We start from the raw sequence: 23,832 nt of genomic DNA, 5'->3' as shown, positions 1-23,832 counted from the left end.
GGGCCGTGGGCCGGCAAACCGCCGGAAGTTGCGTGGCGACGTCGCGTCGCCTGTGGGCACGCTTCGCTGCAACGAGGCATGCCCGGTTCCCCTGTTTGTGTCGAGTAGCAACGGCCGGGGAGACCGCGTCAAGAAGCCGCACAGGTCAGCGGCAGGAGAAAGGTTTACGCGAATCCGTCAGAGCCAGGTGGACGAAGGACACCGCAGCAGCAGGCGGCCAGGCTCTCGGGCAGGAAGGGGCAGCACACCGGCCTTCGAGCGATACGGGCGTATCGACTGGGCAGGCCGATGCACAGCCTGGACGCAAGCCGGCCGCCCCTCGGCCGTCCGCGCCGAACAGTACTGGCGCAGCGAACGACCGGTGGAGCGATGAATCGCCGCGGTCCCCGGCACGTTGGGCCGAGGCGGCGGTGTGAGACTGGCAGCCTGAGGCACCGGCGGAGAGTGAGCACGGGCAAGGGATGGCGTCCGCACGATGTCGGCGGCCGGTTCGGTGTCGATGCGGGCAACGGAGTTCACAAGCCAGTCCTCGGCCGTGGGCATCTTCGCACTCCCGCTCGGGTGAACGGAGGCTGCCCCCAGACCCAGTTCGTGAGTGCGGTGGCATCGACCAGCGGTCTCATGCACCACGCGTGGCGTCAGTTGGTTCCGAGCAGCAGAGGCAGCACGGCACGGAGCCCTCTTGTCCGGCGACAGCGCCGAAGACGCCCACCACCCCACCCCGTGGTCAGCGGATGGGATCTCGGCAGAGGGGGATGCATCTGCGCCTGCGACGACAGCACACCGAGGACCTAGGGGCTGCGGTCCGCTGCCCCCAGTCGTCAGCGTCCGGACCGTTCCGGCCGTGGCAGCGCCCGCGAAACGCTTGGCGAGACGGCGCTTCCAGTCGGCGATCCCCCGGCCTTGCCCCACAGCGGCAGCCACGATCTCCACCGCCGCCTTGCGCCCACGCCTGCGGCCCAAAGGCACACGGGTGTGCGGGCGCAGCTGGGCAAACGAGAGGAGCTGCCGGACAGTGGGCGGCATCGGGCTGTCCTCGTCACACTCGCCGGAATCCCAGCCACCATCCCGATGGTTGGGGTTCCAGCATCCGCCGAGCCCCACGATGGCGATGACGTTGTCGCCCCAGGGGAGCATGCGGTCCGGGAAAGGTGCGGAGTTCCGCTTCACGGGCTTTCGGGGGCCGGCGAGCTCTTCCTGGGCGGGCCAGGCATCGGTGGGCTCCCGCAGGCCAGCAAGCCGGAAAGGGCCGAGGATCGTGCAAGGCCATGCGGATTGTTGGCACCGGACGTGCGGCGCACGCTGTGTATACGGCTCCAAGTCGACGCTGGCCAGCATGAGGTGGGAATCTGCCACGAACCTTGGTGTGTCTTCCATGTCAGGTCCCTCCTTCAGCTCGCTCACGGCCGGTTGTTGTGCAGCAAGGCCCGGGGCCGCCTCCGGCTCTGGTGTCCTGCTGCGGTTGTCCCCAGATCCTGTTCGTTTCATCCGTCACGAGCAAGGGGCTCGGTCAGTAAGGGAGTTGGACCAGACACTCGGCCCGGGAAACGCCAGTGCGCACCTACGCCGACTGACCTGGGGCGTTGCCCCTGAGGGCAGCGAGGGCAACTGGGACGAGATGAAACAGTCGCGTTCGTGTGCTCTTTACTCCTTTCAGCGGAGGGCAGAAAGCTGTGCACTGAGGTTCCGGATCCTCCAGCCCTGCAAGGCTGGAGGATCGTCGTATACGGAGCCTCGAGTCGAGTAGCAACGATCGAGGAGATCACAAGTGAAGAAGAGGCGCAGCCCCAAGCACGCTTGCGTGCAGGGCGGCGGCCCGGCAGAGGCCGGCAGTGTTCAGCTGCCGGCCCCGGCCGTCGTCGTCATCATCGTGGTCCTGCTCCTGACCGCCGCTCTGGCGGTCACCGGGCAGACTCTGGAAGCGATCATCGCGACACTGGCGGTCGGCGGTCTGGTGGCCGTCGAGCTCCTGCGCCGCACCGTGGCGATCTTCACCGTCCGTGTGGCATAGGGGCGGCGTCATGGGGTGCAACACCAGCGCCCTGGCGACGCCCGCCCCCGTCATCGAGCTGGCGCAGTGGCTTCGGTCACGGCGCCAGCTTTCGGGGTTGAGCTACCGCCAGATGGCTGCGAAGGCAACGACCGATCCTGATCATCCAGTCCCCCACCTGCGGTTTTACCACGCCGATCGGGGACGCAAGCTGCCTGCGTGGCAGGTCGTTGAGTCGTACGTACGCGTGTGCGGCGCGGACGAACGGCAGGCTGAGCGGCTATGGAAAAGGGCCGAGACCGCTGCAGCAGCGCCGGGCAGCCCGGCCGCCCGACGCCGTCCCGTGCTCGCCCCCGAGTTCATCGGCGAGCCCATCGAACTACTCGACGCCATGCGCGCGATGCGGTTCTCCCGCGGGAACAAAACCCTGCGTGAGCTCGACCAGGCCGCCGGTCTGGGGCTGTTGCCGCGCAGCACCCTCGGCGCCGTCCTCTCCGGCAAACGCATGCCCTCCAAGAACCTCCTCATGGTCTTCGTACAGGTATGCGGAGGCGTGCAGCCGGGCACCCCCAAAGCCATGGCCTGGGAGCAGGCCTGGACTCGGGCCGACGCCCACCGGCGAGGGCTACCCGTCCCCACGCTTACCGGCATGCCGCAGCAAGACCGCATCGAAGAGGCACGGCGAGATGCCGACGGCGGCGACGTGCCTGCGAGGTCCGCCACCGGCAGGCCCGCGCGGGCATGGCGCAAGCGCGCCGCGCGGATGCTACACGCCCTCTTACCCGCTCCCAACGCTCCAGCCACCAGCCCGACCACACCAGCCGCCCTGCCGGTGGTGAGGCTTCCTTCACCGACACCGAGGTGACCGGACGTGCCCCCGGCAGACGCGGGGGGCACGGTCCGCTCGCGCAACTCGGCTTGCGTGAACGTGAAAACCCTCACGCGCCTGCGGGACAAGTCGCTGCCCGGCGGTCGACAGATGGCAGCTCCAAGGAGCCATCGCGACTGAAGGGGGCCGTTGATCTGCAGCGCCACCGTCCCTGGTTCGGGAGCCCAGCCAGGAGTGGTGCGTTTCCGTCCTACGGGACCCGGTCGAAGTGGACCGCCGTGGTCGGGCACTGCTCGGCCAGGTCGAGCAGCTCCGCTTGTTCCTGCGGGTCGACGGCCAGGTCCCAGCGCAGCTTGGTCGCGGTCCATTCCGCGGCGTACTGGCAGTGAACCTCGCCAGCGGGCGGCATCCAGGTGGCGGGGTCCTGGTCGGACTTGCTGCGGTTGGAGCGGGCAGTGACGCCGACCAGCGAGGTCGGGGCGCCCAGGTCGTTGGCGTATGCCTCGCGGCGCTGGGCGGTCCAGGCTGATGCGCCGGAGTCCCATGCTTCGGCGAGGGGCACCATGTGGTCGATGTCCAGGCCGGAGGGGCCAAAGACGGTGGTCGCGTCGTAGTACGACCACCAGGTTCCGCCGGTCAGCTTGCACCCAGGTCCGACGGCTGGGGGCTCGATGGCCTCCGCGATCAGGACCTCGTTGCGGGTGTGGCAGCCGTCCGTGGGATTGTGGCCGGTGTTCCAGTGGCGGAACTTGTCGCGCATGTAGCCCTGGCGGGATTCATCGGCGGTCTCGAGCTCGTGGACCGCGACATTGAGCGGAAGCGTCTCGGCGGCGTGCGCCGGCGAGGACATGGTGACGGGCAGGATGGCGAGCGCGACAGCCGTTGCGGCGCGCAGCAGGTTCTTGATCACGAACGTATGGATAGCGTTGTATGGGCCGCCGGTTGCCTAAGACCTCGGGCTGCTCACTCGGCCGGGTGGTGCGGTTCACCGCAGAAACGATGCCGCAGCCCCGCCACCCACCGTCTTCGACAGCGAGCCACCTGCCATCCGCCACAAGCCGGCTCGCCGCACAGGCAGGCCGGACGACACATACAGGTGGGACAGGGGCGCCCTGCGAACCGCTGGAGGCGCGGCGGCGTCGGCCAGGAGTATGGAGAAGATCGACGAACAGCACGTCAGGCAGCCCGGCCTCGTCGTCCTGGACATCATCGCTGCCGACGAGGCGACCGTTCACGCTGTCATGGCCAGTCTCGGGGAATGGTGGGCCACCTCCGGCGTTGCCCCGGTACGCCGCGAGCCCGGCGTACCCGGGGTGAAGGCCCGTGTCTATGCGGACATCCGACGCCCAGGCGCGATGATGTAAGGGTGCCGCCCCCGCTTCGTCCCCCGGGGCAGGTCCGGTGACGGAAAATTGAAAACCAATGGCTGGCCCTCTGGGCGCGCTTGTGCCACCGGCTCTCGCGCTTGGTCGGTTCGGTCCTGGCGCGCGGCGTCGGCGGTCCGCGCTCAACTGCTGGTGATGCGTGAAGTCGCTGTGCCAGGTGTTCTCAGTTGGCCTGGCGCCGTCAGGCGAGCAACCTGCTGACGCACATCGCGGTCAGTGATCCGCTGCCCGCCGCGGCCAGCAGCGCCATGAGGATGCTGCCCTTGGGGTACCCATCGACGTGCACTCGGGTCGGCCGGGCTGGGTCGTAGACGACTCCGACCTTTTGCCGCGGGCCCCGTCGTTCGGGCGGGTGGGGTTTGCCCGTGAGGGATTCGGCTTCGATTCGGGCGCCCCCCGGCGGTGTGAAGGCAACTACCAGGAAGTACCGGGGATCCCCGTCAGTGTCCGCCTCCTCACGAACGCCGACCACCTCGGCGTTGATCCGCTTGCCGCGGACCATGAGGCGAAAGCCAACCCACGTACTGGCGAGACAGGCGACGGTGACGAAGCCGCACATCAATGCGCCCAGCCCTGCGACGATGTCTATGGAGGTCACCCCCGCAACATAGATGACCGCAGGCGCGGCCCGTCATGGGGCGCAACCACGTGGGGGCGGCGCGCCGTTGGCGTGCCGCCCCGTGCTGGCCTGTGCTGCCCTGTGCCTGTGGTCAGGTGCGGGTGGTGGGGTCAGCCGCGGTGGTGTCCGCCGCGGCCCCAGGACTCGGTGTCCACGGTGTGGCCGCGGTCGTTGCGCAGGGTCGCGGTGTCGGAGCGGTTGTCCCACATGTAGTGGTGGCGGTCCATGTAGAGGTCGGTGCGGGTGTCGCGGCCGACACCGGTGTGGATACGGACCGTCGCGCGGCCGGCGAGGCGTACGTCGTGGAAGCGGTAGCGGTTGCCGTCACGGTCGCGCAGGGTCCAGCCGTCCAGGTTGACCGCGCGGCGGTGGCTGTTGGTGATCTCGATCCACTCACGGTTCAGCGACCGGTTCGAGCGGTTGTCGGGGCCGGGGCTGTTGGCCTGGACGGCGCTGATCTCGACGCCCGGGCGCTGGCGCCGGTCCTCGTCGCGGTCCTGGGCCATGGCCGGCAGAGCGGCGGCGGAAACGATCGCTCCGGCCGCGAGGACGGACGCGGCCAGACGGCGGGCGGAAAATGCAGACATGAGTGATGTCCCCTCAATCATGTGCACCACGAGCCGAAACGCGGCCGGTGGTGCGGTGCGGGTCCCGGCCCCCCTGTCGGTGCCGAGGACCCAAACTCTGGACCCCAGGTGCTGGCCGTGGGGTACGACTGACACCACGTTACCGATTACGGACATTTCCGTAACACGCGCATGTATAGCGCATGAATGGACAGTTAGGCGTGAGCCTGACATTCACTGACAGCTACACCCACCCGTTGAACCATAAACGGAAAGCGCTTGCGTGCTCCGGCGCACGACCCCACGCGCCACCCCGCGCACCACCCCACCCGCAGGGCCGGATCTTCGTAACAGGCGTTCTGCACACTTCTTCGCACACCCGCACACGCACCGCACAACCGCACGAACGAAGAGGACGGGCGGCTCCTGCAACGACGGAGGAACAACCGCAGAAGCCCGCCCTGACCAGCGCCTGCCCCCGAAACCGATGCCCATTCCCCCCGGCCAGCAACAAGCCGACCAACTCGCTCCGCCACGACGCACACGGGCCGTGTGCTGCACAAACAGGCCAGCCGATTCCCAGCGGCTCCCTGAGCCGGCCGTCTCTTCTCGGATCCTGCCCTCGCCACGGACACCGGCCATGGCGGGACGTGCAACGCTCCGCCCAGGCCAGGCTTGGGCCTACCTCGCAACAATGGCCGCATGGCTGAGATCACCCCGAAGTTGCTCGAACGGGCCCTCACGAAGGCATGTTCGTCCTTCGCTCCCGATGAGCTGGCCTACCTCGCCCTGAGCACCCGATCCGCGACCGCCTGGCTTGGCTGCTGCACACCGAGCTGCCAGGACACATCACCGCGCGGGAGTGGAGTCCCAACCGAGCCCGGGGGGCGCACCGATCTGGCCGTCCTCGACGAGGCGAGCCACGAGCCGCTGGCCCTGCTGGAGCTGAAGGCGGCGTACACGTTCGACTTCGCGCGCAAGCAGCAGGCAACGGTCGAGAAGTACAGCCGGTACATGGCAGACGATCTGGCCAAGGCCTCTACCGTCAGCGCCGGCAGAGGGCAGGTCTATGGCCTGCTGCTTCTCACCCATCCCACCAGCGCGCCCAGCCAGCCGACCCCGGTGGTCAAGTACGGGCTCGACATCTCACGTTCCCTCGCCCAACTGCGTGCCAACGACCTGTCCCTTACTGCACGCCAGAACGCCCGCCTCATCCTTCAGGCACACGGACACGTGACCGACGGCACCATCAGGGCAGGGACAGCCTTCGGCACCGACGTCGACATCAACTACCTACTGGTATCCACAGACCATGAAAGCCCGTCAGGCCCCATTGGGTAAGTGACGATCCGCTACCTACGTAACTGACTGCCGCGCCGCCTCATGCCGCAGCAGCCTTGTCTCCCGCACGACGCACAGGATGCCGGCCCCCCGCCCGAGACCCGCACAAGGTGCAGCATGCCCTCGGGGCGGGGGTTTGACCGAGGCGAGCCCGCAGTCGCACCACTGCGAGCGGGTGGGTACGCAGGAAGCACGGGCTCGTGGCCCCATACGACAGGACGGGGGCCACGAGCCTCTCAGAGTCTGGCCGCGACCCGGACCAGGGCCGCCGCCCGTTGGCCCGTCAGGCGTCAGGCGTCGCGCACGGGGTTGATGTCAAGGTAGACGAGACGGGCGTCGACCGTCGCCTCGGCCTCGCTTCGGCGGCCGACGTGCGGTTGTTCGGCCACCCAGCCCTTCTGGGTGCGGCACTGCTCACCGTCCCCGGCCTCGCACGCTTTGCACGGTGTGCGCCGCACATCCACGGCGACCGCCGCGTCCCGCTCCCGGCGCCTACGGGCGGATGCGGCCTTACTCCCAGCCGATCCCGATGCCCTGCCGGTCGGTGTCGCGGGCCGCCACTCCCCACGGATCGCCGGTGTCCCTGAGCAGGCCCTGGCCCTGAAGGAACATCAGGAAGGGACGCCGCATGGGCGCGGCACCTGACACATCGTTGAGGGATATGACGCTGGTGTCGCCCTTCGACTCTGTCTCCGACTGCCTCCTGAACATCGACGGCACCGGGGTCAGCTCACTTCCCCAAACTGATATGAAGCAGGCCGACTCCAAATTTCCCTACAGGAATTACCAGGTATTAGGGAGGACGGCAATGGCCTCCATATTAAGAGCGCTACCTTCCGTGCCGAAGTACAGGAAATTGTTAGCCTTCCAGGGCTGCCAGCCTCGACTCTGAACGTGAGCAGCACCCATAATGGATCCGTTAGAAACGCTCATGGTCAGAGCTTCCATTGGGCGATTCTCCCCCGTGGTCCCAATGAATATCGGATGCGCGTTAGCAACGAAGCACCTCTCCCCCACCCAACCCCGGTTTCGGAGGTGGGCGTTCAGGCAAACCGATCCCATGCCCGGCGCCCTGACTCGCAGCGCCTCAATAGCCCGGTTCTCTCCCACAGTCCCGGCGTAGCCGTACTCTCCGGGAGAATTGCAAACCTCCCCCTGCCAGCCTTCTCCGGACACATGCGCGTCGATGCAGACTTCGGGCGTAGCTGCCTGCGCAGAACCCATGCCAACCAGCGAAGAACTGGCCACGAAGCCCAGTACGAAAAGTGAGCGTATACGACGTATCACGGCTACTCCTATTCGGCGAATTAAGTCTCTTTGGATAACACTCAAGCATGATCATTTATGGCTCGCGCAGCCTGGCGCTCAAATATCTATATAGCGCAAAGTTTCTTGACAGATGCGAAACCCGCTACGCCGCCGAACCAGGACCCGACCTGCCGGCCGGATGCCGGCCTCTCCGCGTTCCCTCTCATGTCACGGTCTTTAGCACCAGTGAATCTAGGCTTGAATAGCGCGCGGTGGTGTGCGTGGCGTGCAGGGTTTCTGTGCTCTGCGTGCCGTGGGGAGCAGTGAGAGCGCACGGTGTTCGGTAGGGGTGACCCCATAGCTTTCGCGGAAGGCCCGGCTGAACGCGGTGGCGCTGGAGAAGCCCCAGCGAGCTGCGATCGCTTGAACGGGCTGACCGCTCAGTTCCCGGAGTGCGAGGTCGGCATGGGCGCGCTCCAGCCGGCTTTGACGGATGCGTGCCGCGATGCTCAGGTCTTGGTCGCCGAAGAGGGCGTAGAGGCCCCGCAGGGACAGGTTGTGCCGGTCAGCGATCACCTGAGGCGTCAGGTGCGGGTCACCGAGGTTGTTCTCGATGAAGCGGTAGATCCGCTGGCGTGTCTCCTGCGCACGGGCCTCGGCAGGCGCCTCGCCGGGGTCACCGAGCTGCTGCGCCAGACATGCGGTGGCCAATTCGAGGGCGACGGACCCCATCCTGCGCAGCTCCTGGGGGCGACAGCGCGGGCCGTGTTTCAGCAGCGTTTTCAGGAAGTCAGCGAAGATTGCCCCTGACCCCACGTCTGCAGCCATGCTCTGTGCGAGGAGGCGGTCCACCCGGTCTGGGCGCAGCGCCAGGGCCGGGCGGGGAATCTGGAGCACGACCGTCTCGACCTGCCCGCCTGTGCAGGTCCCCTCACTCGGTCGTGAGGTGTCCGTGAGCACAAGTCCCCCTGCGACCACCGATTCGCTGCCCCGCTGAGAAATTTTGAAAGCGCCTTGTGTGATGAGCGCCAGCTGCAAGTGCTCGGGATCGCCGCGCCGGACATGGGCCAAAGTGCGGCGCGAGAGCACCGGTGAGCAAGCCACGGCGGACAACCGCACCACGCCGAGATCCAAGTCCGTGATTCTCGCGCGGAAGTCAGCCGTATGCCGGGTGCTGAGCGTGACAGGCATCACTTCGCTGGACACTGTCTCGCAAAACCAATCGAACCTGTCCTCACGCGCCACGACAGCATCCGACGCAACCGGCAATCCCATGCGAATCCCCCACACCCTTGGACGTGGCAGCGAACCAGCCCATTACTGGTTTCGCACAGCCGTGCTCCGCCCCTACCGCCACATGATCGATTATCAGACACATACTTCCGGATACGCGCTCGGCCCGGTCCGGGTCCGCTCCAGCTGGTACGCCTGGTACTCCTCCACCACGCGGAGGCGGTCCAGGCGGGATATCTGCGGCAGGCCGGGCATGACTACGCCGCTTCGGCCCGGCGGGTGTCAGCTTCCTGCTCGTGGGCGTGCCCAGCGCATTCAGGGCCTCTCCCTCGACAACCAGCGTATGCGGGCCGAGCTCGCCCGGCAGGGCACCCTCGTGGTCCTACAGACAGTTGGGCCGCCGCCTGGATGACCCCAGACGGCCCGTCCCTCGTCTCTGGGAGGGGCGGGCCGAACGGGAGGGGCACCGTGGTTCCTACGCGCTGGCCAGAACCGTTCGTACGCCGTCGGTGACGCCCGGCAGGTCACCGGTCGAGGCCGCCCACTGGTGCAGGTCGTGTTCGGTCAGGATGACCGGCCCGGTCTCGGCAACGGTGACGGCGAAGTTGAACTGGCGGGTGATGGTGCCGCGGCTGTTCTCGTAGTCAAAGTGCCCGAGGTAGCGGTCCACGGAGGAGACGGTAAGACCGGTCTCCTCCCGCGTCTCGCGGCGAGCCGCGTCCAGGATGGTCTCCCCGACGTCCACGTGCCCGGATGGGATCTCCCACAGGCCGCCCATGAAGTCGTCCGGCTTGCGGCGTACCAAGAGGATGCGGTCGGCGTCGGTGACGACGGCCGCAGCTACGAAAGTAGTGATGCCTTCGGCTTCGGCCTCCTCTGCCAGTGTTCGGGCGAGGTCGGAGGTCACAGTCACAGAAGCTCCTTGTGGTGTTCGCTGGCCTTCCTGGCCGCGCTGACGTACTGCTCGGCCAGTTCCAGATCCTGTTCACGGTGCCAGACGGGCAGCTTGATCGTGTGCGTGTGCGCCTTCTCGGCGACGGGGAAGTCGCCGGGCTGGTAGCGGCTGCGGGTGTTCGGGTAGCCGGGGAAGAGGTGCGAGGGGAGCTGGTATAGCGGGAGCTGGTTCAGGGGGCGGGTGGAGCCGGGCAGGTCGAACTCGGTCGCGCCCTCCGCGACGATGGCCTGGTGGAAGCGGTCGATGGACAGGCCGCCAAGCTGGTCGGGCCGGTAGCTGGCCGTCAACGCGTACCAGGACGACTTCACCCCCTCGGGCATGGGCGTGACTGCCATCCCGGGTATCTGGCCGAGCTCGCGAGTCAGGTAGGCGGCGATCTCCTCGCGGCCGGCGAGGTAGGCGTCCAGGCGGGTGAGCTGGTCGTGGGCGAGAGCTGCGGCCAGGGGGTGGATGCGGAGCTTAAGGCCAGCCCCGGTGACCGCGTACCGCGCGAGCGGATGGTCGTCCGGGATCTCGTTCCTGGCCCGCTTGTTGTAGTGCGCGAAGGTCAGGATCCGGTAGTAGGTGTCGTCGTCGTCGGTGAGGACGAAGCCGCCCTCACCGCCGGACAGGGGCTTGGGACCGTTGAGGGAGAAGGCCCCTGCCAGACCGAAGGTGCCGACCTTCTGCCCGCCGTGGCTGGCTCCGTGGGCGTGTGAGCCGTCCTCCAGCAGAGCGAGGTCGCGGTCCTTGGCCAGCGCGGCGAGGTCGGTCATGTCGGCGGGCTTGCCCCACAGGTGGGTGACCATGATGGCGCGGGTGTGGGAGGTGACCAGCTCAGCCACCCGGGCGGGGTCGATGTTGCCGTCCGGGAGCGTCTCGCACAGGACCGGGACCGCGCCGAGCTGGAACAGCGGCGAGGCGGTGGCGTGGAAGGTCCAGGCGGGGACGATGACCTCGTTGCCGGGCCGGATGCGGGCGGCCCAGTAAGCGGCGTGCAGGGCCGCGGTGCCGGAGCTGGTGGTGATCGCGTGCCGTGCGCCGAAGTAGTCCTGGAGAGCGTCCTCCAGGTCCGCGACGATCCCGGACCGGCCGGGGATGGAGACTGCCGAGTCCAACTGGTCGAGCACCTTCGCGCGGGTGATGTCGTCGATCGGCGGCCAGGTGAAGTGAGGGCCACCGTTGGTGACGGCCGGGGTGCCGCCGAGGAGGGCGAGGGGGCTGGTCACAGCATCTCCTTGGGGTCGATGTAGCGGCCTGCCGTCTTGGACTCGTAGCAGGATGCGATGAACGCGGCGTGGGCCAGGTGCTGTTCGGGGCCGGAGACGTTGCGCCGTTCTCCGTCCAGGACCCGGCAGAAGTAGTCGATCTGGGCGGTGGCGACGCTGGGGGCGTACGGGCGGGTCAGCTCCTCCACGACCGTGCCGTCCAGGTCGAGCCGCTGGACCGATCCCTTGGTCAACACCACCGAGCCGGCCGTCCCGACGACCCGCAGGAACTCCGTCTTCGGCGCCATCCAGCGGGACAGGACGAGCGATCCGTACAGGCCGGAGTCGTACCCGAGCTGGACGACGGCGGTGTCCTCCGCGTCGTACCCGCCTTCGGGAAGGGCGGTGGTGGAGAACTCCGCGATGACCCGGCTGGGCAGGCCGAAGTACCACAGCAGCAGGTCGATCAGGTGGTAGCCCATGTCGATGATGCAGCCGCCACCGGCCTGCTTGAGGTCCCCGCGCCATCCGGCGCCGGGGTTGGGCGTGTGGAACGAATAGTGCCCGCCGACCAGGAACGCGGTGCCGATCTGGTCCAGCATTCCGGCCACGCTGGTGTAGATGGGGTTGAACCGGCGCTGGAGCGTCACCATCAGCTCCACCCGCCCGTCGTGGCAGGTACCGGCCAGTGCACGTGCCTCCTCGACGGAGGTGGCGAACGGCTTTTCCTTGAGGACGTGGACGCCGGCGGCGGCGCACTCCTCGATCACCGCGCGTCCGGCGTGGTGGGGGACGGCGACGATCGCGAAGTCCGGGGCCGTCTCGGCCAGGAGGTCACTTGCCCGGGTGAAACCGGGCACTCCCAGAGTGTCCGCTCGCTCGTGCAGGATGTCTGGGTTGTTGTCACATACCGCGACGAGTTCGGCCCGGCTGGAGCCGAGCAGGCCGGGCAGGTGATCCTCGGCGGCCTGGTGGCCCAGGCCGATGATCGCAGCGCGTCGTTTCATGCGCGTTCGCCTTCCACTTCGGGGAGGAACGTGTCCCACTTCGGGAGGAACGTGTCGAGGAACGACGAGTACAGCCCCAACTCGGCGTCCAGCCATAGGCGTTCACTGTTGTCCCGGGGTTGTCCCGCCCGTACGCGCGGTAGCCTGGCCGTCACCGTCGATGATGGGATTACTCCCGTGGACGACCCGATTCGGCACCCCCTCGCCTACGCCCGCCTCTTACGCGGCTGGTCCCAGAGCGACCTCGTAGAGCGCTTGCACCGCGCTGCCGCGATGCGGCCGGAGGGTCTTCGCTCGGGCACCGACAAGGCGGCCGTCAGCAAGTGGGAGAACGGCCGCAAGACGCCGAGCATCGAATCCCAGCTCCTGATCGCGGACGCCTTCGACGTGCCCATCTCCGACCTGGAGCGGTACCCGTGGCCCCACTGGCTCCCGGGCCGGGACGACCCGGTGCCGCTCGGGGCGGCGTACACCGTCCAAGCACTTCGAGATGCACAGAGAGCCGCGATGAACCGCGAACGCCGTACCTTCCTGACCTACAGCGCGCTCGCCCTTGCCGGGCTGGCCTCCCAGTGGGCCGCGCTCGAACCCGACCGCCTCACCACCGCACTCGGCGGGAACCGCGTCGATGACAAGCTCGTGGACTGGCTGGAGGACACCAGCACCCAACTGACCGCCCTGCCGACCGAGCAGCGCCAGCACACCATCAAGCTGATGGACGCCCACCTCACCACCGTGACCGACCTCCTCGAAGGCGCCCGCTACAGCGAGGCCACCGGCCGCCGCCTGCACCGCCTGGCGGCCTCCCTCTCCAGCACCTGCGGCTGGTACCGCTTCGACCAAGGCGAGCACCACGCGGCCGGCAAGCTGTGGAACGCGGCCCTCACGAACGCGCACACCGCCCGCGACCGGGACCTCGGGGCCGGGGTCCTGTCCGACTTCGCCTACCAGTCGATCTGGCTCAGCCAGCCCGGATCCGCCGTAGAACCCCTGAGCCAGGCCCTGATCCACACGAGGCACCCCACCGCCCGCTCGCTGCTGCACCTGCGCAGGGCACGAGCCCACGCCGCTCTTGGGGCCGCCGCCGACTGCCACCGCGACCTCGCCGCAGCCGAGACCGCCCTGCTGACCGACGCGGCCGACCCGGCACCGGGCTGGTGCCGGTGGATGAGCACGGCGGACCTGGCCGTGGACTCCGGCCAGTGCCTCCTGGACCTCGGCCGTACCGAGGAGGCCCGAGCCAGTATTGACGAGGGCCTGTCCCTGCTTCCCCGGGCACGGGACAAGACGCGTGGCGTTTTCCGCACCTACGAGGCACGCAGCCTCCTCCAGGCCCGCGAGGTCGAACAGGCCCTCGTCGTCAGCACCGAGTCACTCGACCTCGCCACCCGCATCGGCGCCGACCGATGCGTCACTCTGGTCCGCGGACTCGCCCCCGCCTTTAAGCCCTACCGGAAGGTGGACGGTGTCCCCGAGTTCCTCGAACGACTCCGGACTGCCTGAGAAAGCCCGGGGGTGCGCCCTTCGCCATCTCCTCGATCCGCTGAAGCATGGCCAGGCAGTCTCCGACCGCGTCATGAGCCCCACCGACCCTCTGGAGCCGGTATGTCCCGCGATCAGCGCGCCACAGGCCTCGCCAGACCGAGTACGGCTCCATGGCGTCTTCCCCAGCGGCAGGATGTCTCCAGTTCCGGAGGGTCGGGTGTTCGGCTCCCAGCTGGGCCAACGCTGGTGAGGGCCTGATGACGGCGCGCACTTCCCGTTCGAAGCAATTGCGGTCGAAGACAACGTTGAACGCGAGGCCCACACATCCACGAAGAATCTCAGTGAGCTCCGGCAGCAGCTGGCTGAAGGTCAGGGCGTTCTGAGGGCGCCGGTGCGGTCAGGCGGGGTGTGCCGGGAGTGGCTTCTGCCCGGACCACCGGTCCGGGCAGGAGCGGGCGCTCCGGGCGGTAGGCGCGGGTGTTACTGCGGCATCAGGCCGGCGACGATGGGAAGGATCTTCTCCCCGTTGGGGCCGGTCCAGGACTGGGCGAGTTCGGCCAGGAGCTGGTTGGTGGAGGTGATGGTGGCTCCGCCGTTCTCCATGCGGCGCAGGGCGACCTGGTCGGCCATGGCGGTGGGTGAGCCGCCGGCGTCGGCGACGACCTGGACCTGGTAACCGTCGCTGAGGGCGGTGAGGGTGGGGAAGACGGTGCAGACGTCGTTGGTGACACCGGCGATGATCAGGTTGCGCTTTCCAGTGACCTTGACTGCGGCGGCGAAGTTCTCGTCGTCCAGCGCGTTGACGACGCCCTGGCGCTGGACGCGGGCGGCGTGCTCCTGGGGGGCGATTTCCTCGAGCTCGGACAGCAGCGGGCCCTGGGCGTAGCTCTCCATCGAGGACGTCAGGACGAGGGGGATGTCGAGGGCCTTGGCGGCCTTGGCCAGGGCCAGGGCGTTGGCCTTGAGCTCTTCGAAGCCGATGGAGCGTACCCATCCCATGGTGCCGACCTGGTGGTCGATCAACAGCATCGCGGTGTTCTCGGGGGTAAAGGTCTGCTCGGACACGGTGACTCTCCTAGCGGGGTTGGTGCGGGTAGTGCTGCTCACCTTCGAGCTACACCCAGGGCGGCCGAAATGGGTATAACACCCAGTTATCTGGTCGGCCAATCTTTCTCGTCCAACGTACGCCCGGAAGCGGCGATTCCCAAGCCCGGAGATTTCTTGTCCTCACCAGTCGGCCTTGGCTGACGTCGGCGGCTGCTGTGATCAGAGGGTCAGGTTCTGGCGGACGGCGGGGACGACTTCGTGGGCGAAGAGCGCCAGTTGGCGCTGGTGGTCCTGGTCGGGCCAGTACACGAAGCCGTTCATCCCCCGGTCGCGGACCAGACCGGTGATCTCTTGCACCCATTGGTGCGCCGGACCGTGGAACGGCCCCTTTGGCGCCGGGGTGATCAGTCCGCCTAGGTTGTAGACCTTGCGGATGGCGGCAGGGTCGCGACCGGCCTGGTGTGCGGCGTCGTCGATGCGGGTGATCGCTTCACCCAGGCGGTCAGGGGGGAGGTAGGACAGGGTGGGCAGCCACCCGTCGGCCTTCTGTCCGGTCAGGGCGAGCATCCTGGGCCCGTAGGCGCCCAGCCAGATCCCGAGATCAGCCGAGGGGGTGGGGCCGGGATGGATGCCGGCCACCTTGTAGTGGGCGCCGCCGGCCCGGGCGGAGCGGTGCCCGCTCCACATCGCGCGGATCACCTCCATGGCCTCGGCGAGCGCGTCGACCGCCTCCTTCTTGCCGCGGCGGGGGCCGCCCATCGCGACGATCGCTTCCCAGAAGGCCCCGGTGCCCAGGCCGAGGCGCAGGCGCCCACCGGACAGCAGGTCGAAGCTGGCGGCGGCCTTCGCCAGCATCGCCGGTGGGCGCAGCGGCAGGTTGACCACGGCCGGCACGAACACCACCCGCTCCGTACGGGCGGCCAGGAAGGACATCAGGGTCCACATGTCGTAGAAGGCGGCCTGGTAGGGATGGTCCTGGACCGTGATCAGCTCCAGGCCGTCTCGCTCGGCCTGCAGCGCCAGCCTCAGCGGGCCACCTGCATCGCTCCAGAGGGGGTCGATGTTCGCCCCGAACAGCACGGGCAGCGTCATGAGCCTCCTTGTCGTCACACCCGTCCTCACGTACCAGCCCACGCCGGTCCTGAACGCGGCGGGTGAGCCGGTCTGTGCGTCACGGGCCTACAATTGGTTGGTCGGCAAGAGAGTAACCTTGATGCCGCGTCCACTCGAAGAGTGACACCGCTGCGCAATGAGCGTGAAACGCCGATGAAGGAGACCCTGTGGCAGTGCCAGCAGTACCGGAACCCGCCTCCCCCGAAGACCCGGTTCCGAAGGTTGTCGGTGCTCCGGTCAGCGAGGAGATCTTCCGTACCGCCCGCCTCCACCGCATCGCCGCGGGTGCCCTGCTGCGCGCCACCGGCCTGTATCCGGGGCAGGAGGTGCTGATGATGCAGCTGTGGGAGCACGGCGAGCAGCGCCAGTCCGACCTGATCAAGGTCCTTGGGCTGGACTCCTCCACGGTGACGAAGATGCTGCAGCGCATGGAACAGGCCGGCTTCGTCACCCGCCGACGGGCGGAGATGGACCGGCGGGTCGTACTCGTCTCCGCCACCCGCGCCGGGCAGGCGCTGCGCGCTCAGGTGGAGGCCGCCTGGCGGGAACTCGAGGCGCTCACCGTCGCCGACATGACGCCCGAGGAGCAAGCCACCGCCATGAAGGTCCTGAACCGATTCGCGCAGAACCTGGCCGCCGGGCAATCCGGCGCTTCTCAGTCACCGACTGCCTGAGGCCGACGGCCGACAAGTACCGTCCGCCCGTATCGCCGCATTGTTGGCAGTTACTCCCCGGACCGCGGCGAGTGCCAGTTGGCCTTCTGGCTGCTGATGACGAGAGCGGGGGTGCGGCGGCTTGACCTGGGGCTGGCACCGTCGCCACCGGCCACTGCCACGTTTTCGACATGCCGCTGCCTGCCGTCGTTGGGCGACGGCAGGCAGCGGCCGCAGCTTCACCAGCATGAGGCAGCCCTGTCGCTCGGACCGGCGGGCCAGTCGTCGGTCGGGATACCCCCTACGTCAGAGCTACGCGAGGAAGCGGCTCTGCGGAGTGATGCCGACCACCAGCTGTGATCCATAGCTTCGGTTCCAGCCCCGCAGGTTGTGGAACGAATGAGGATTTTGATGACGCCCCGTGCCGGACGCTTCCGCCGGACCATGCTCGCCGCTCTGGTGACCGCCGCGGTGGTCATTCCCGTCTCGGCCGCTGCCCGGCCCAGTGTCCCAGCGCCGGCGCCCGCCGTACTGGCGCCGGTATCCGCGCAGACTCTGAACTCCCGTTACGAGGCCAACCACGACAACATCGTCCGGGCAGCGCGCATGGCTCAGCAGTACGGACGCACCGGCAGGGCCGGCCGGCTTTCCGCCCTGGCGGGTCCTGGGCGTCACTTCCTGTCCTTCGACGGACGAGGCGCCGGGCGGGCCGTCGAGGTGTTCGGTGACCTCGCTGCAGCCGACCGAATAGCGGTGCTGGTGCCGGGGTCGGACACCGGCCTGGACACCTACAGCCGGTTCAGCGCCGGGGCCGGTGCCCTGCACCGCGAGCTCGGCTCCCGCGCAGCGGTGATCACCTGGCTCGGCTACGACACCCCCGGGACGGTCAGTCCCGAGGTGCTGACCACCGGCCGGGCCGACGAGGCCGCCCGCGCTCTGCGCACCTTTGTCGCGGAGTTGCACGGCGCCGGCCGCCCCGGGGCGCGGGTGTCGTTGCTGTGCCACTCCTACGGTTCGGTGGTGTGTGGCAGGGCGGCATCGGGACTGCAGGTCGCCGACATCGTCCTGTACGGGAGCCCCGGCGCGGGTCGCGCGAACGCGGCCGAACTGCGCACCTCGGCCCGCGTCTGGGCCGGCCGGGGCAGCGGCGACTGGATCGCGAACGTGCCGCACACCAGCATTGCCTTCCTGGATACGGAGGTCGGTTTCGGTGCCGACCCGGCAGACCCCGCCTTCGGCGCCCGGCCGTTCGCGGCGGGCGACGCCGACCACAGCGGCTACTTGCGGCCCGATTCCGTATCCCTGCGGAGCCTCGCCCGGATCGTCCTCGGCTCCTCCACGGAGGCGGCCGGTGCCTGAGCTCGGCATACGTCTTGCGCGGCTGACGGGAAGGATCGAAGAGGGCACGCCGCCCGATCGCGACCGGGCGGTCGACGCGCTGAGGGCTCTCGCGATCCTCGGAGTCGTCCTGGGCCACTGGCTGGTCACGGCGCTGACCACCGCCGACGGTGCGCTGAGCTCCACCAGCCCGCTGCAGCACATGCCCCAACTGGCTCCCATCTCCTGGCTCCTGCAGACCCTGGCGGTGTTCTTCCTCGTCGGAGGCCACGCCGGCGCCACCAGCTACCTGTCGGCCCGCGCCCGGGGGGAGCGCTATGCGCGGTGGCTGTCCCGGAGAGTGCGGCGCCTGTTCAGACCGACCGCCGTACTCGTGTGCTGGTGGACGGTCGCCGTCGTCGCCATGCTGGTCCTGGGGGCGGCCGTGGAGACGGCCCGCACGCTCCTGAAGCTGGCCCTGTCGCCGCTGTGGTTCCTGGTGGTGTTCGCGCTGCTGACGACTCTGACGCCGGTGGTCGCCGGTCTCAGCCCACTGTGGCCGCTGGCCGTCGTCGCCCTGGTGGACCTCGGGCGCTTCGGGTTCGATGCCCCTGCCTGGCTCGGCTGGATCAACCTGGCCGCCGGGTGGCTGGTCCCCTACTGCCTGGGAGCGGCCTGGGCCCGCGGCGCGTTCACCCGACGCGCTCCGCTGGTTGCACTGTTGGCCAGCGCCGGCCTGTCGGCAGCCCTGCTCGTCGGATGGTGCGGCTACCCGGCCAGCATGGTGGGCGTCGACGGCGAGAGGATCTCCAACCTCAATCCCCCCACCTTGGCCGTCGTCACGTTCGGACTCGCCCAGTGCGCTCTCGCTCTGCTGGCACGAGACCGGCTGGCGCGGTTGATGCGGCGACCGGCGGCCTGGGCGGCGGTCGCGCTGGCCAACCTGTCGGCCATGACCGTCTTCCTGTGGCACCAGACCGCGATGATGGCCGTCACCGCCACCGCACTGCTGTGGGGAGCACCCATGCCCGGCCTGCACACGGTGCCCGACGGTCCGGGGTGGGTGGTGGGGCGGCTGCTCTGGCTGCCCGTGTTCGCCACCGCGCTCTTGGTGTGCTGGTTGGCCTTCCGCGCCCACGAACACCGGCCCGGGCCGCCGCGTCGGTCTCCCCTGACCCGCTCGCGACCGGCCGCAGCCACACGGGCTGCCTCGCGCTCCACGACCATGACCCCCGACCGACGATCGCCGGATGAGACATGATTGACCAACGAGACCAGACCAAAGTGATCAGCGCCGTGCGAGGGATACACGAGGACCTGCTGGTCCTCAGGGCCGACCCGCTGCCGCCCCTCGGCCTGCCCCGGCGTTTGAGCAGGCTGCCCCACGTCCTGATCACCGTGGCGGCTGTCGTGGTGGTCATTGCCGACAGCGACCAGCTGGGCCACCGCAACGAGTTGGGTCTGGGGTACGGCGTCCTGCTTGCCCTGCTGCAAGGCGGCGCGCTGCTCCTCGCCCTGGCCCGCCCCGTGCTCGCCTGGTGGCTGTCCCTGGCAGGATGCTCTATCGCCGCCGCGGCCAGCGCACCGTACCTGCTGTGGAACACCCCATGGCCCTGGAGCATCCCCGAACTGTGCGCCCACGCCGCCATCCTCCTGCTGCTCGCGCTGCGCGTGCGCACCCGCGCGGCCTGCGAGGCCCTCGCCCTGTCCGTCCTCCTGCCCGGCGGGATCCAACTAATCACCGGTGGTGGAGCCGCTCACCGCTCCACCACCGTGCTGGCCCTGGTCCTCTTCTCCGTGGTCGTGCTGCTCGGCATCACGCTGCGCGGGCAGCGAGAGACCCAGGTGAGGCTGGAGGCGCAGGCCGGCCTGACCGCCGAGGAGCGTGCCCAGCGCACCCTGCTCGAGGAGCGGGGCCGGATCGCCCGGGAGCTGCACGACGTGGTGGCCCACCACATGTCCGTGATCTCCATCCAGGCACAAGTAGCGCCTCACCTCCTCGACAACCCACCGGAGCTGAAGGAGAACCTGGCCGGGATCCGGAACAACGCGCTGGACGCGCTCACCGAGCTACGTCGTGTTCTGGGTGTGCTGCGGACCGAGGAGGCCCCCGACCCGCACACCGGACGCACTCCCCAGCCCACCCTGGCCGACCTCGGCACGCTGGTCGACAACGTCCGCGCAGCCGGCCTGTCTGTCACTACGCAGACGACGGGCCGGCCGCCGCGGCCGCTCGCGCCCGGAGCGGAGCTGTCCGTGTACCGCATCGTGCAGGAGGCTCTGAGCAACTGCCTGCGCCACGCGCCCGGTTCGCACGTCGATGTTCAGCTCCAGCACAGGCCGGGGGGCCTGAGGATCGACGTCACCAACACGGCCCCGGCCCGGCCTGCTGCCTCCTCTCCCGGCGCCGGGCACGGCCTGCTCGGCATGCGTGAGCGGGTCACCATGCTCGGCGGCGACCTCACCACAGGGCCGACCCCCGACGGCGGATACCGAGTCACCGCCCGCCTGCCTCTCAGCGCTCTGCTCCCCACCCCCGACGACGGCACTCCCCCGACAGGAAGACCCGCATGACCCCAATCCGCGTACTGATCGCCGACGACCAGATGATGGTCCGCCAGGGCTTCACCGTCCTCCTGGGCGCCGAGCCCGACATCGACGTCGTCGGCCAAGCCGTCGACGGCAACGACGCCGTGACCAAGGCCGGTGAACTGCGACCCGACGTCGTCCTGATGGACATCCGCATGCCCGGCGCCAGCGGCATCGAAGCCACCAGCCGCATCACCGCCCACCCCGCCGGCGACACCAGGATCCTCGTCCTGACCACCTTCGACCTCGACGAATACGTCTACGAAGCCTTGCGCGCCGGCGCCTCCGGCTTCCTCCTCAAAGACGCCTCCGCACAGCAGCTCGCCGAAGCCGTCCGCGTCGTCGCCGCCGGGGACGCACTCCTGGCACCCAACATCACCAAACGCCTCATCACCGAGTTCACCCGCATCCACACGCCACAAGCCCTGGTGAAGGAGCGCGTCGCGAACCTGACCGAACGCGAAACCGAAGTACTGGCGCTGGTCGCTCAGGGCCTGTCGAACGCCGAGATCGCCTCCCAGCTCGTCGTGGCCGAACAGACCATCAAGACCCACGTCAGCCGCATCCTCGACAAACTCCACCTGCGCGACCGCACCCAGGCAGCCGTCTTCGCCTACGAAACCGGACTCGTCCGACCCACCGGCTACTGAACCCAACTCCGACAGACACCGGGCACCACACCGGCCGCAACGGCCCCCCACAGCCCCCGATCCCCCGCCGCGCGGCAAACCAACGGAAGACACCCATGCCCATCCACGAAAAGGCATCAGGCAACCACGACGACCTGCACACCGACCCCGTCACCCCACACGCCCAGCACCTGATCCGCGCCTTTATCCTCCGACCCCGGCGCGACCGGCTCTCCCAGCTGACCAGCCCGCGAAAGCGGCAGAAACTCTCCCGCGAACTGCCCCACAACATCTGCGCCCACCTCGACGAACAATGGGCGAGACCGCTGGCCCCTCACGAACAGAACGTCACTGCGGTGCGGGCGGTGCTTCGCACAGCGGGAGCACCGGCGACAGCCGTCGTCATCAGCCGCTCCTCCTCCGAAACCGGCGAAAAGCCACTACAAGAGGCACTCGAGACCACCGTGGGCCACAGCTACGGTGCCTTCGTCTCCTGCATCCCCGGCGTGCTGGCCTACTACGAATCGGAAGACAGCCACCGCTTCCTGCTGCACCGGCCACCAACCTGAACCTGCCACGCACCCGTTTACGAGCGATCGACCCACCCCCTCATGAGGACGCGATGACTTACGAAGCACGCACTCCCCTGTCCCTGCGCCACGGTTTCGACGATCCCCACGCCCTACGCGTGCGCACCCACGAAACCCTGCTCACAGAGATCGTCAACGGGGCGCTGCCCCCGGGCACCGCCCTGGACGAGGCACCAACCGCCCAGCGGCTCCAGGTTCCCCAGGCCCGCGTACGAGAAGCCCTGCTCATGCTCGACTATCAGCGGCTGGTCGAATACACCGGCCCTGACACCGCGCGCGTGACGAGCATCGACACCGCCGAAAGTCGGCACACCGCCACCGTCCTGCACGGCCTGTACCGCACCGCCCTGACCACCCTCCCGTGGCCCCTGCCGGAGGATCGTCTCCAAGCGCTGCGCAACTGCGCCACTGCACACGCGCGGGCCACCACTCGCCGCGACGCCGCCGAGGCCCTCGCCAACGAGCTGGCCCTGTGGGACACCTTCGTCCTGGCCTGCGCCAACCGGCCCCTGTACGACGCCGTCACCCACCTGAAGCCCGTATGGCAACGAGCACACCATCTCCACCTGCCCACCGCCACTGTCCACGACGCCGACTGGCACGCCCTCCTCACGGCCTGCGCCACAGGCAACCGGCGACAAGCCCTCCACCACCTGGACGAGCACTGGGCACGCATCGACCACCACCTCGCCCACACCACCACCTGACCACTGCCGCGCACGTCAGGACCGGGGCCGGTGAGACGTGCTCGGCCCGCCCGCCCGGGTGGGCAGCGGCGTCCGGGCGAGCACGGCGCGCCACTGCCCCGGTCTCGTGCCCGACCGTCCGTTCTCCTCGCCCAGGGGCGATCCCGACAGGGGGCCCCGCCCACCCGGCTGCGGCCATGAACCCGTGGCAGGCGGTAAGCAGGGGCGGGGAACCAGCGTCCGGCCGAGTCGGCGGACCGCCTCGATGTGGCGGTCCGCCACAACGGGCGGGCTGCCGCCCTGAACGTGCTCGCGGGCCTCTCGACCCGCTCGACCTCGGCGGGATCGACCTGATGGCGAGTGCTGGTCGTCGCTCATCACACCACAACGCGACCGGCGGGCGGAGCAGACCGGTGATCTTGCCGTTGGACGCTTGAGGAAGTCGGTGGTCACCGCTGCGCCGAGGGCACGGTGGGGGTCGAGAGGATTTCGATGGCGGCGCACCGCTTCTCCTCGTCGGGAATGTTGTCCAGGGCCTAGGCCCGGTGAGCCGCCCGGGGCGCGATCGGCTAGCTGTGGCCGGCCCGCCCCTCGGGCGGGGCGGCCGGATCTCCGGTTTCCTGTGGCGCATGCCGGGTCGCGGCCAGGGCCAGGTTCGCCTCGATCTGGTCCAGGACTTGGACGGCCTCGGCCTGCCGCTCCTTGGGCATTTCCCCGGCGGTGCATTCCTCCAACTGTGCCCAGATCTCATCGACCTGATGGCGCAGGGCGAGGCTGGCCTCGGTGGGCTCGATGATGGTTGCCCGCTTGTCGGTGGGGCTGGGGCGGCGGCGAACGAACCCGGCGTGTTCGAGCCGCTTGACGGTGCGGGTCATGGTGGCCGCATCGGACCCGAGCAGCCGTACCAGGTCGATCTGGCGTTGAGGCCCCAGGTCCCACAGCTGCATCATCACCAGTTCCTGACCGGGGTGGAGGCCGACCCGGCGCAGGAGCTGCCCGGCGAGCATGCGGTGCAGCCTGGCCACCCGGAAGATCGCGTGGGCCATCGGCCCCGCCTGGACCGAGGGCGGCATCGTCACGTGGGCCGCTTCGGCAGCCTCCGGCCCGGGAGCCTCGAATTCTGGACGGATCATGATGCTGCGCTCCTCGGGTAACTGTCCAGACATGTATGCCCTTCCCAGTCTAGGCCCAGACCAGCCAGGGAAGGCGTCGGTTCGGTAAGAAATCCTGCGCTTTGACACCTGGATTGCCTTAGCGGACGACTCGGGGAATGCACAGTGAGCTTTACTTGTTCGAGCAGGTAACGTCAGAACGTCTGGCGACAGTAGCCCTGCCACGGGCCCGTACGAACAAGGGACGACGA

General features: G+C 68.7%; 23 protein-coding genes. 12 read left to right on the top strand and 11 right to left on the bottom strand.

The genetic code is table 11. The features are described from left to right. The first annotated feature begins 1,768 nt into the window (after window positions 1-1,768). Window positions 1,769-2,011 (top strand): hypothetical protein, encoded by a 243-nt coding sequence (locus tag ACWGH0_RS08485; RefSeq protein WP_453403390.1) that lies wholly within the window; start codon window positions 1,769-1,771, stop codon window positions 2,009-2,011. Between the two features lie 10 nt (window positions 2,012-2,021). Beyond that, window positions 2,022-2,855 (top strand): hypothetical protein, encoded by an 834-nt coding sequence (locus ACWGH0_RS08480; RefSeq protein ID WP_453403389.1) that lies wholly within the window; start codon window positions 2,022-2,024, stop codon window positions 2,853-2,855. Between the two features lie 214 nt (window positions 2,856-3,069). Here the strand turns inward: ACWGH0_RS08480 and ACWGH0_RS08475 are convergent, their stop codons facing one another. Beyond that, window positions 3,070-3,729, bottom strand: coding sequence for an HNH endonuclease family protein (locus tag ACWGH0_RS08475; protein ID WP_453403388.1), 660 nt, complete (start codon window positions 3,727-3,729; stop codon window positions 3,070-3,072). 241 nt (window positions 3,730-3,970) lie between these two features. Here ACWGH0_RS08475 and ACWGH0_RS08470 point away from each other — a divergent pair, with 241 nt between their 5' ends. Continuing rightward, window positions 3,971-4,183, top strand: a complete 213-nt coding sequence (locus ACWGH0_RS08470; protein ID WP_453403387.1) for a DUF6207 family protein — start codon at window positions 3,971-3,973, stop codon at window positions 4,181-4,183. A 202-nt stretch (window positions 4,184-4,385) separates the two neighbouring features. Here ACWGH0_RS08470 and ACWGH0_RS08465 read toward each other — a convergent pair whose 3' ends face one another. Beyond that, window positions 4,386-4,802 carry a DUF3592 domain-containing protein gene (locus ACWGH0_RS08465; RefSeq protein ID WP_453403386.1) on the bottom strand — a complete coding sequence of 139 codons (417 nt, stop codon included), beginning with the start codon at window positions 4,800-4,802 and terminating at the stop codon, window positions 4,386-4,388. Between the two features lie 131 nt (window positions 4,803-4,933). Further along, window positions 4,934-5,410 (bottom strand): lamin tail domain-containing protein, encoded by a 477-nt coding sequence (locus tag ACWGH0_RS08460; RefSeq protein ID WP_453403385.1) that lies wholly within the window; start codon window positions 5,408-5,410, stop codon window positions 4,934-4,936. A gap of 681 nt (window positions 5,411-6,091) precedes the next feature. Between ACWGH0_RS08460 and ACWGH0_RS08455 the strand changes: the two genes are divergently transcribed. Continuing rightward, a complete protein-coding gene (locus ACWGH0_RS08455) occupies window positions 6,092-6,730 on the top strand; it encodes a hypothetical protein (RefSeq protein ID WP_453403384.1) in 639 nt (212 codons plus the stop codon). Between the two features lie 783 nt (window positions 6,731-7,513). Here the strand turns inward: ACWGH0_RS08455 and ACWGH0_RS08450 are convergent. The 5 genes from ACWGH0_RS08450 to ACWGH0_RS08430 form a co-directional block, all read right to left on the bottom strand. After that, entirely contained in the window at window positions 7,514-7,954 is a 441-nt protein-coding gene (locus tag ACWGH0_RS08450) for a hypothetical protein (RefSeq protein ID WP_453403396.1), read from the bottom strand. A gap of 276 nt (window positions 7,955-8,230) precedes the next feature. Then, complete coding sequence (locus tag ACWGH0_RS08445; protein WP_453403383.1) at window positions 8,231-9,223, bottom strand: AraC-like ligand-binding domain-containing protein; 993 nt, start codon at window positions 9,221-9,223, stop codon at window positions 8,231-8,233. Window positions 9,224-9,686: 463 nt separating this feature from the next. Next, entirely contained in the window at window positions 9,687-10,124 is a 438-nt protein-coding gene (locus tag ACWGH0_RS08440) for an NUDIX hydrolase (RefSeq protein WP_453403382.1), read from the bottom strand. Further along, complete coding sequence (locus ACWGH0_RS08435) at window positions 10,121-11,374, bottom strand: DegT/DnrJ/EryC1/StrS family aminotransferase (RefSeq protein WP_453403381.1); 1,254 nt, start codon at window positions 11,372-11,374, stop codon at window positions 10,121-10,123. Before ACWGH0_RS08435 ends, ACWGH0_RS08440 begins: the two co-directional genes overlap by 4 nt. Beyond that, window positions 11,371-12,360 (bottom strand): Gfo/Idh/MocA family protein, encoded by a 990-nt coding sequence (locus ACWGH0_RS08430; protein ID WP_453403380.1) that lies wholly within the window; start codon window positions 12,358-12,360, stop codon window positions 11,371-11,373. The genes ACWGH0_RS08435 and ACWGH0_RS08430 overlap by 4 nt, the downstream gene beginning before the upstream one ends. A gap of 177 nt (window positions 12,361-12,537) precedes the next feature. Here ACWGH0_RS08430 and ACWGH0_RS08425 point away from each other — a divergent pair, with 177 nt between their 5' ends. Then, entirely contained in the window at window positions 12,538-13,863 is a 1,326-nt protein-coding gene (locus tag ACWGH0_RS08425) for a helix-turn-helix domain-containing protein (protein WP_453403379.1), read from the top strand. Window positions 13,864-14,325: 462 nt separating this feature from the next. Here ACWGH0_RS08425 and ACWGH0_RS08420 read toward each other — a convergent pair whose 3' ends face one another. Both ACWGH0_RS08420 and ACWGH0_RS08415 read right to left on the bottom strand, forming a co-directional pair. Further along, window positions 14,326-14,910 (bottom strand): isochorismatase family protein, encoded by a 585-nt coding sequence (locus ACWGH0_RS08420; protein ID WP_453403378.1) that lies wholly within the window; start codon window positions 14,908-14,910, stop codon window positions 14,326-14,328. 201 nt (window positions 14,911-15,111) lie between these two features. After that, window positions 15,112-15,984, bottom strand: coding sequence for an LLM class flavin-dependent oxidoreductase (locus tag ACWGH0_RS08415; RefSeq protein ID WP_453403377.1), 873 nt, complete (start codon window positions 15,982-15,984; stop codon window positions 15,112-15,114). Window positions 15,985-16,178: 194 nt separating this feature from the next. Between ACWGH0_RS08415 and ACWGH0_RS08410 the strand changes: the two genes are divergently transcribed. The 7 genes from ACWGH0_RS08410 (at window position 16,179) to ACWGH0_RS08380 (ending at window position 22,490) form a co-directional block, all read left to right on the top strand. Next, a complete protein-coding gene (locus ACWGH0_RS08410) occupies window positions 16,179-16,679 on the top strand; it encodes a MarR family winged helix-turn-helix transcriptional regulator (protein WP_453403376.1) in 501 nt (166 codons plus the stop codon). A gap of 390 nt (window positions 16,680-17,069) precedes the next feature. Continuing rightward, complete coding sequence (locus ACWGH0_RS08405) at window positions 17,070-18,017, top strand: alpha/beta hydrolase (protein ID WP_453403375.1); 948 nt, start codon at window positions 17,070-17,072, stop codon at window positions 18,015-18,017. Continuing rightward, a complete protein-coding gene (locus tag ACWGH0_RS08400; protein WP_453403374.1) occupies window positions 18,010-19,236 on the top strand; it encodes an acyltransferase family protein in 1,227 nt (408 codons plus the stop codon). The genes ACWGH0_RS08405 and ACWGH0_RS08400 overlap by 8 nt, the downstream gene beginning before the upstream one ends. Continuing rightward, entirely contained in the window at window positions 19,233-20,549 is a 1,317-nt protein-coding gene (locus ACWGH0_RS08395; RefSeq protein WP_453403373.1) for a sensor histidine kinase, read from the top strand. Before ACWGH0_RS08400 ends, ACWGH0_RS08395 begins: the two co-directional genes overlap by 4 nt. Further along, window positions 20,546-21,214 carry a response regulator gene (locus tag ACWGH0_RS08390; RefSeq protein ID WP_453403372.1) on the top strand — a complete coding sequence of 223 codons (669 nt, stop codon included), beginning with the start codon at window positions 20,546-20,548 and terminating at the stop codon, window positions 21,212-21,214. Before ACWGH0_RS08395 ends, ACWGH0_RS08390 begins: the two co-directional genes overlap by 4 nt. 95 nt (window positions 21,215-21,309) lie before the next feature. Beyond that, entirely contained in the window at window positions 21,310-21,762 is a 453-nt protein-coding gene (locus tag ACWGH0_RS08385; protein ID WP_453403371.1) for a hypothetical protein, read from the top strand. Between the two features lie 53 nt (window positions 21,763-21,815). After that, window positions 21,816-22,490, top strand: a complete 675-nt coding sequence (locus ACWGH0_RS08380; protein WP_453403370.1) for a GntR family transcriptional regulator — start codon at window positions 21,816-21,818, stop codon at window positions 22,488-22,490. Between the two features lie 548 nt (window positions 22,491-23,038). Here the strand turns inward: ACWGH0_RS08380 and ACWGH0_RS08375 are convergent. Next, window positions 23,039-23,602, bottom strand: coding sequence for a MarR family winged helix-turn-helix transcriptional regulator (locus ACWGH0_RS08375; protein WP_453403369.1), 564 nt, complete (start codon window positions 23,600-23,602; stop codon window positions 23,039-23,041). Window positions 23,603-23,832 lie beyond the last annotated feature (230 nt).

Source organism: Streptomyces sp. NPDC054887 (assembly GCF_053610585.1).
Note: the sequence above shows the minus strand (reverse complement) of the source record. Positions and strands in the feature narration are given on the sequence as shown.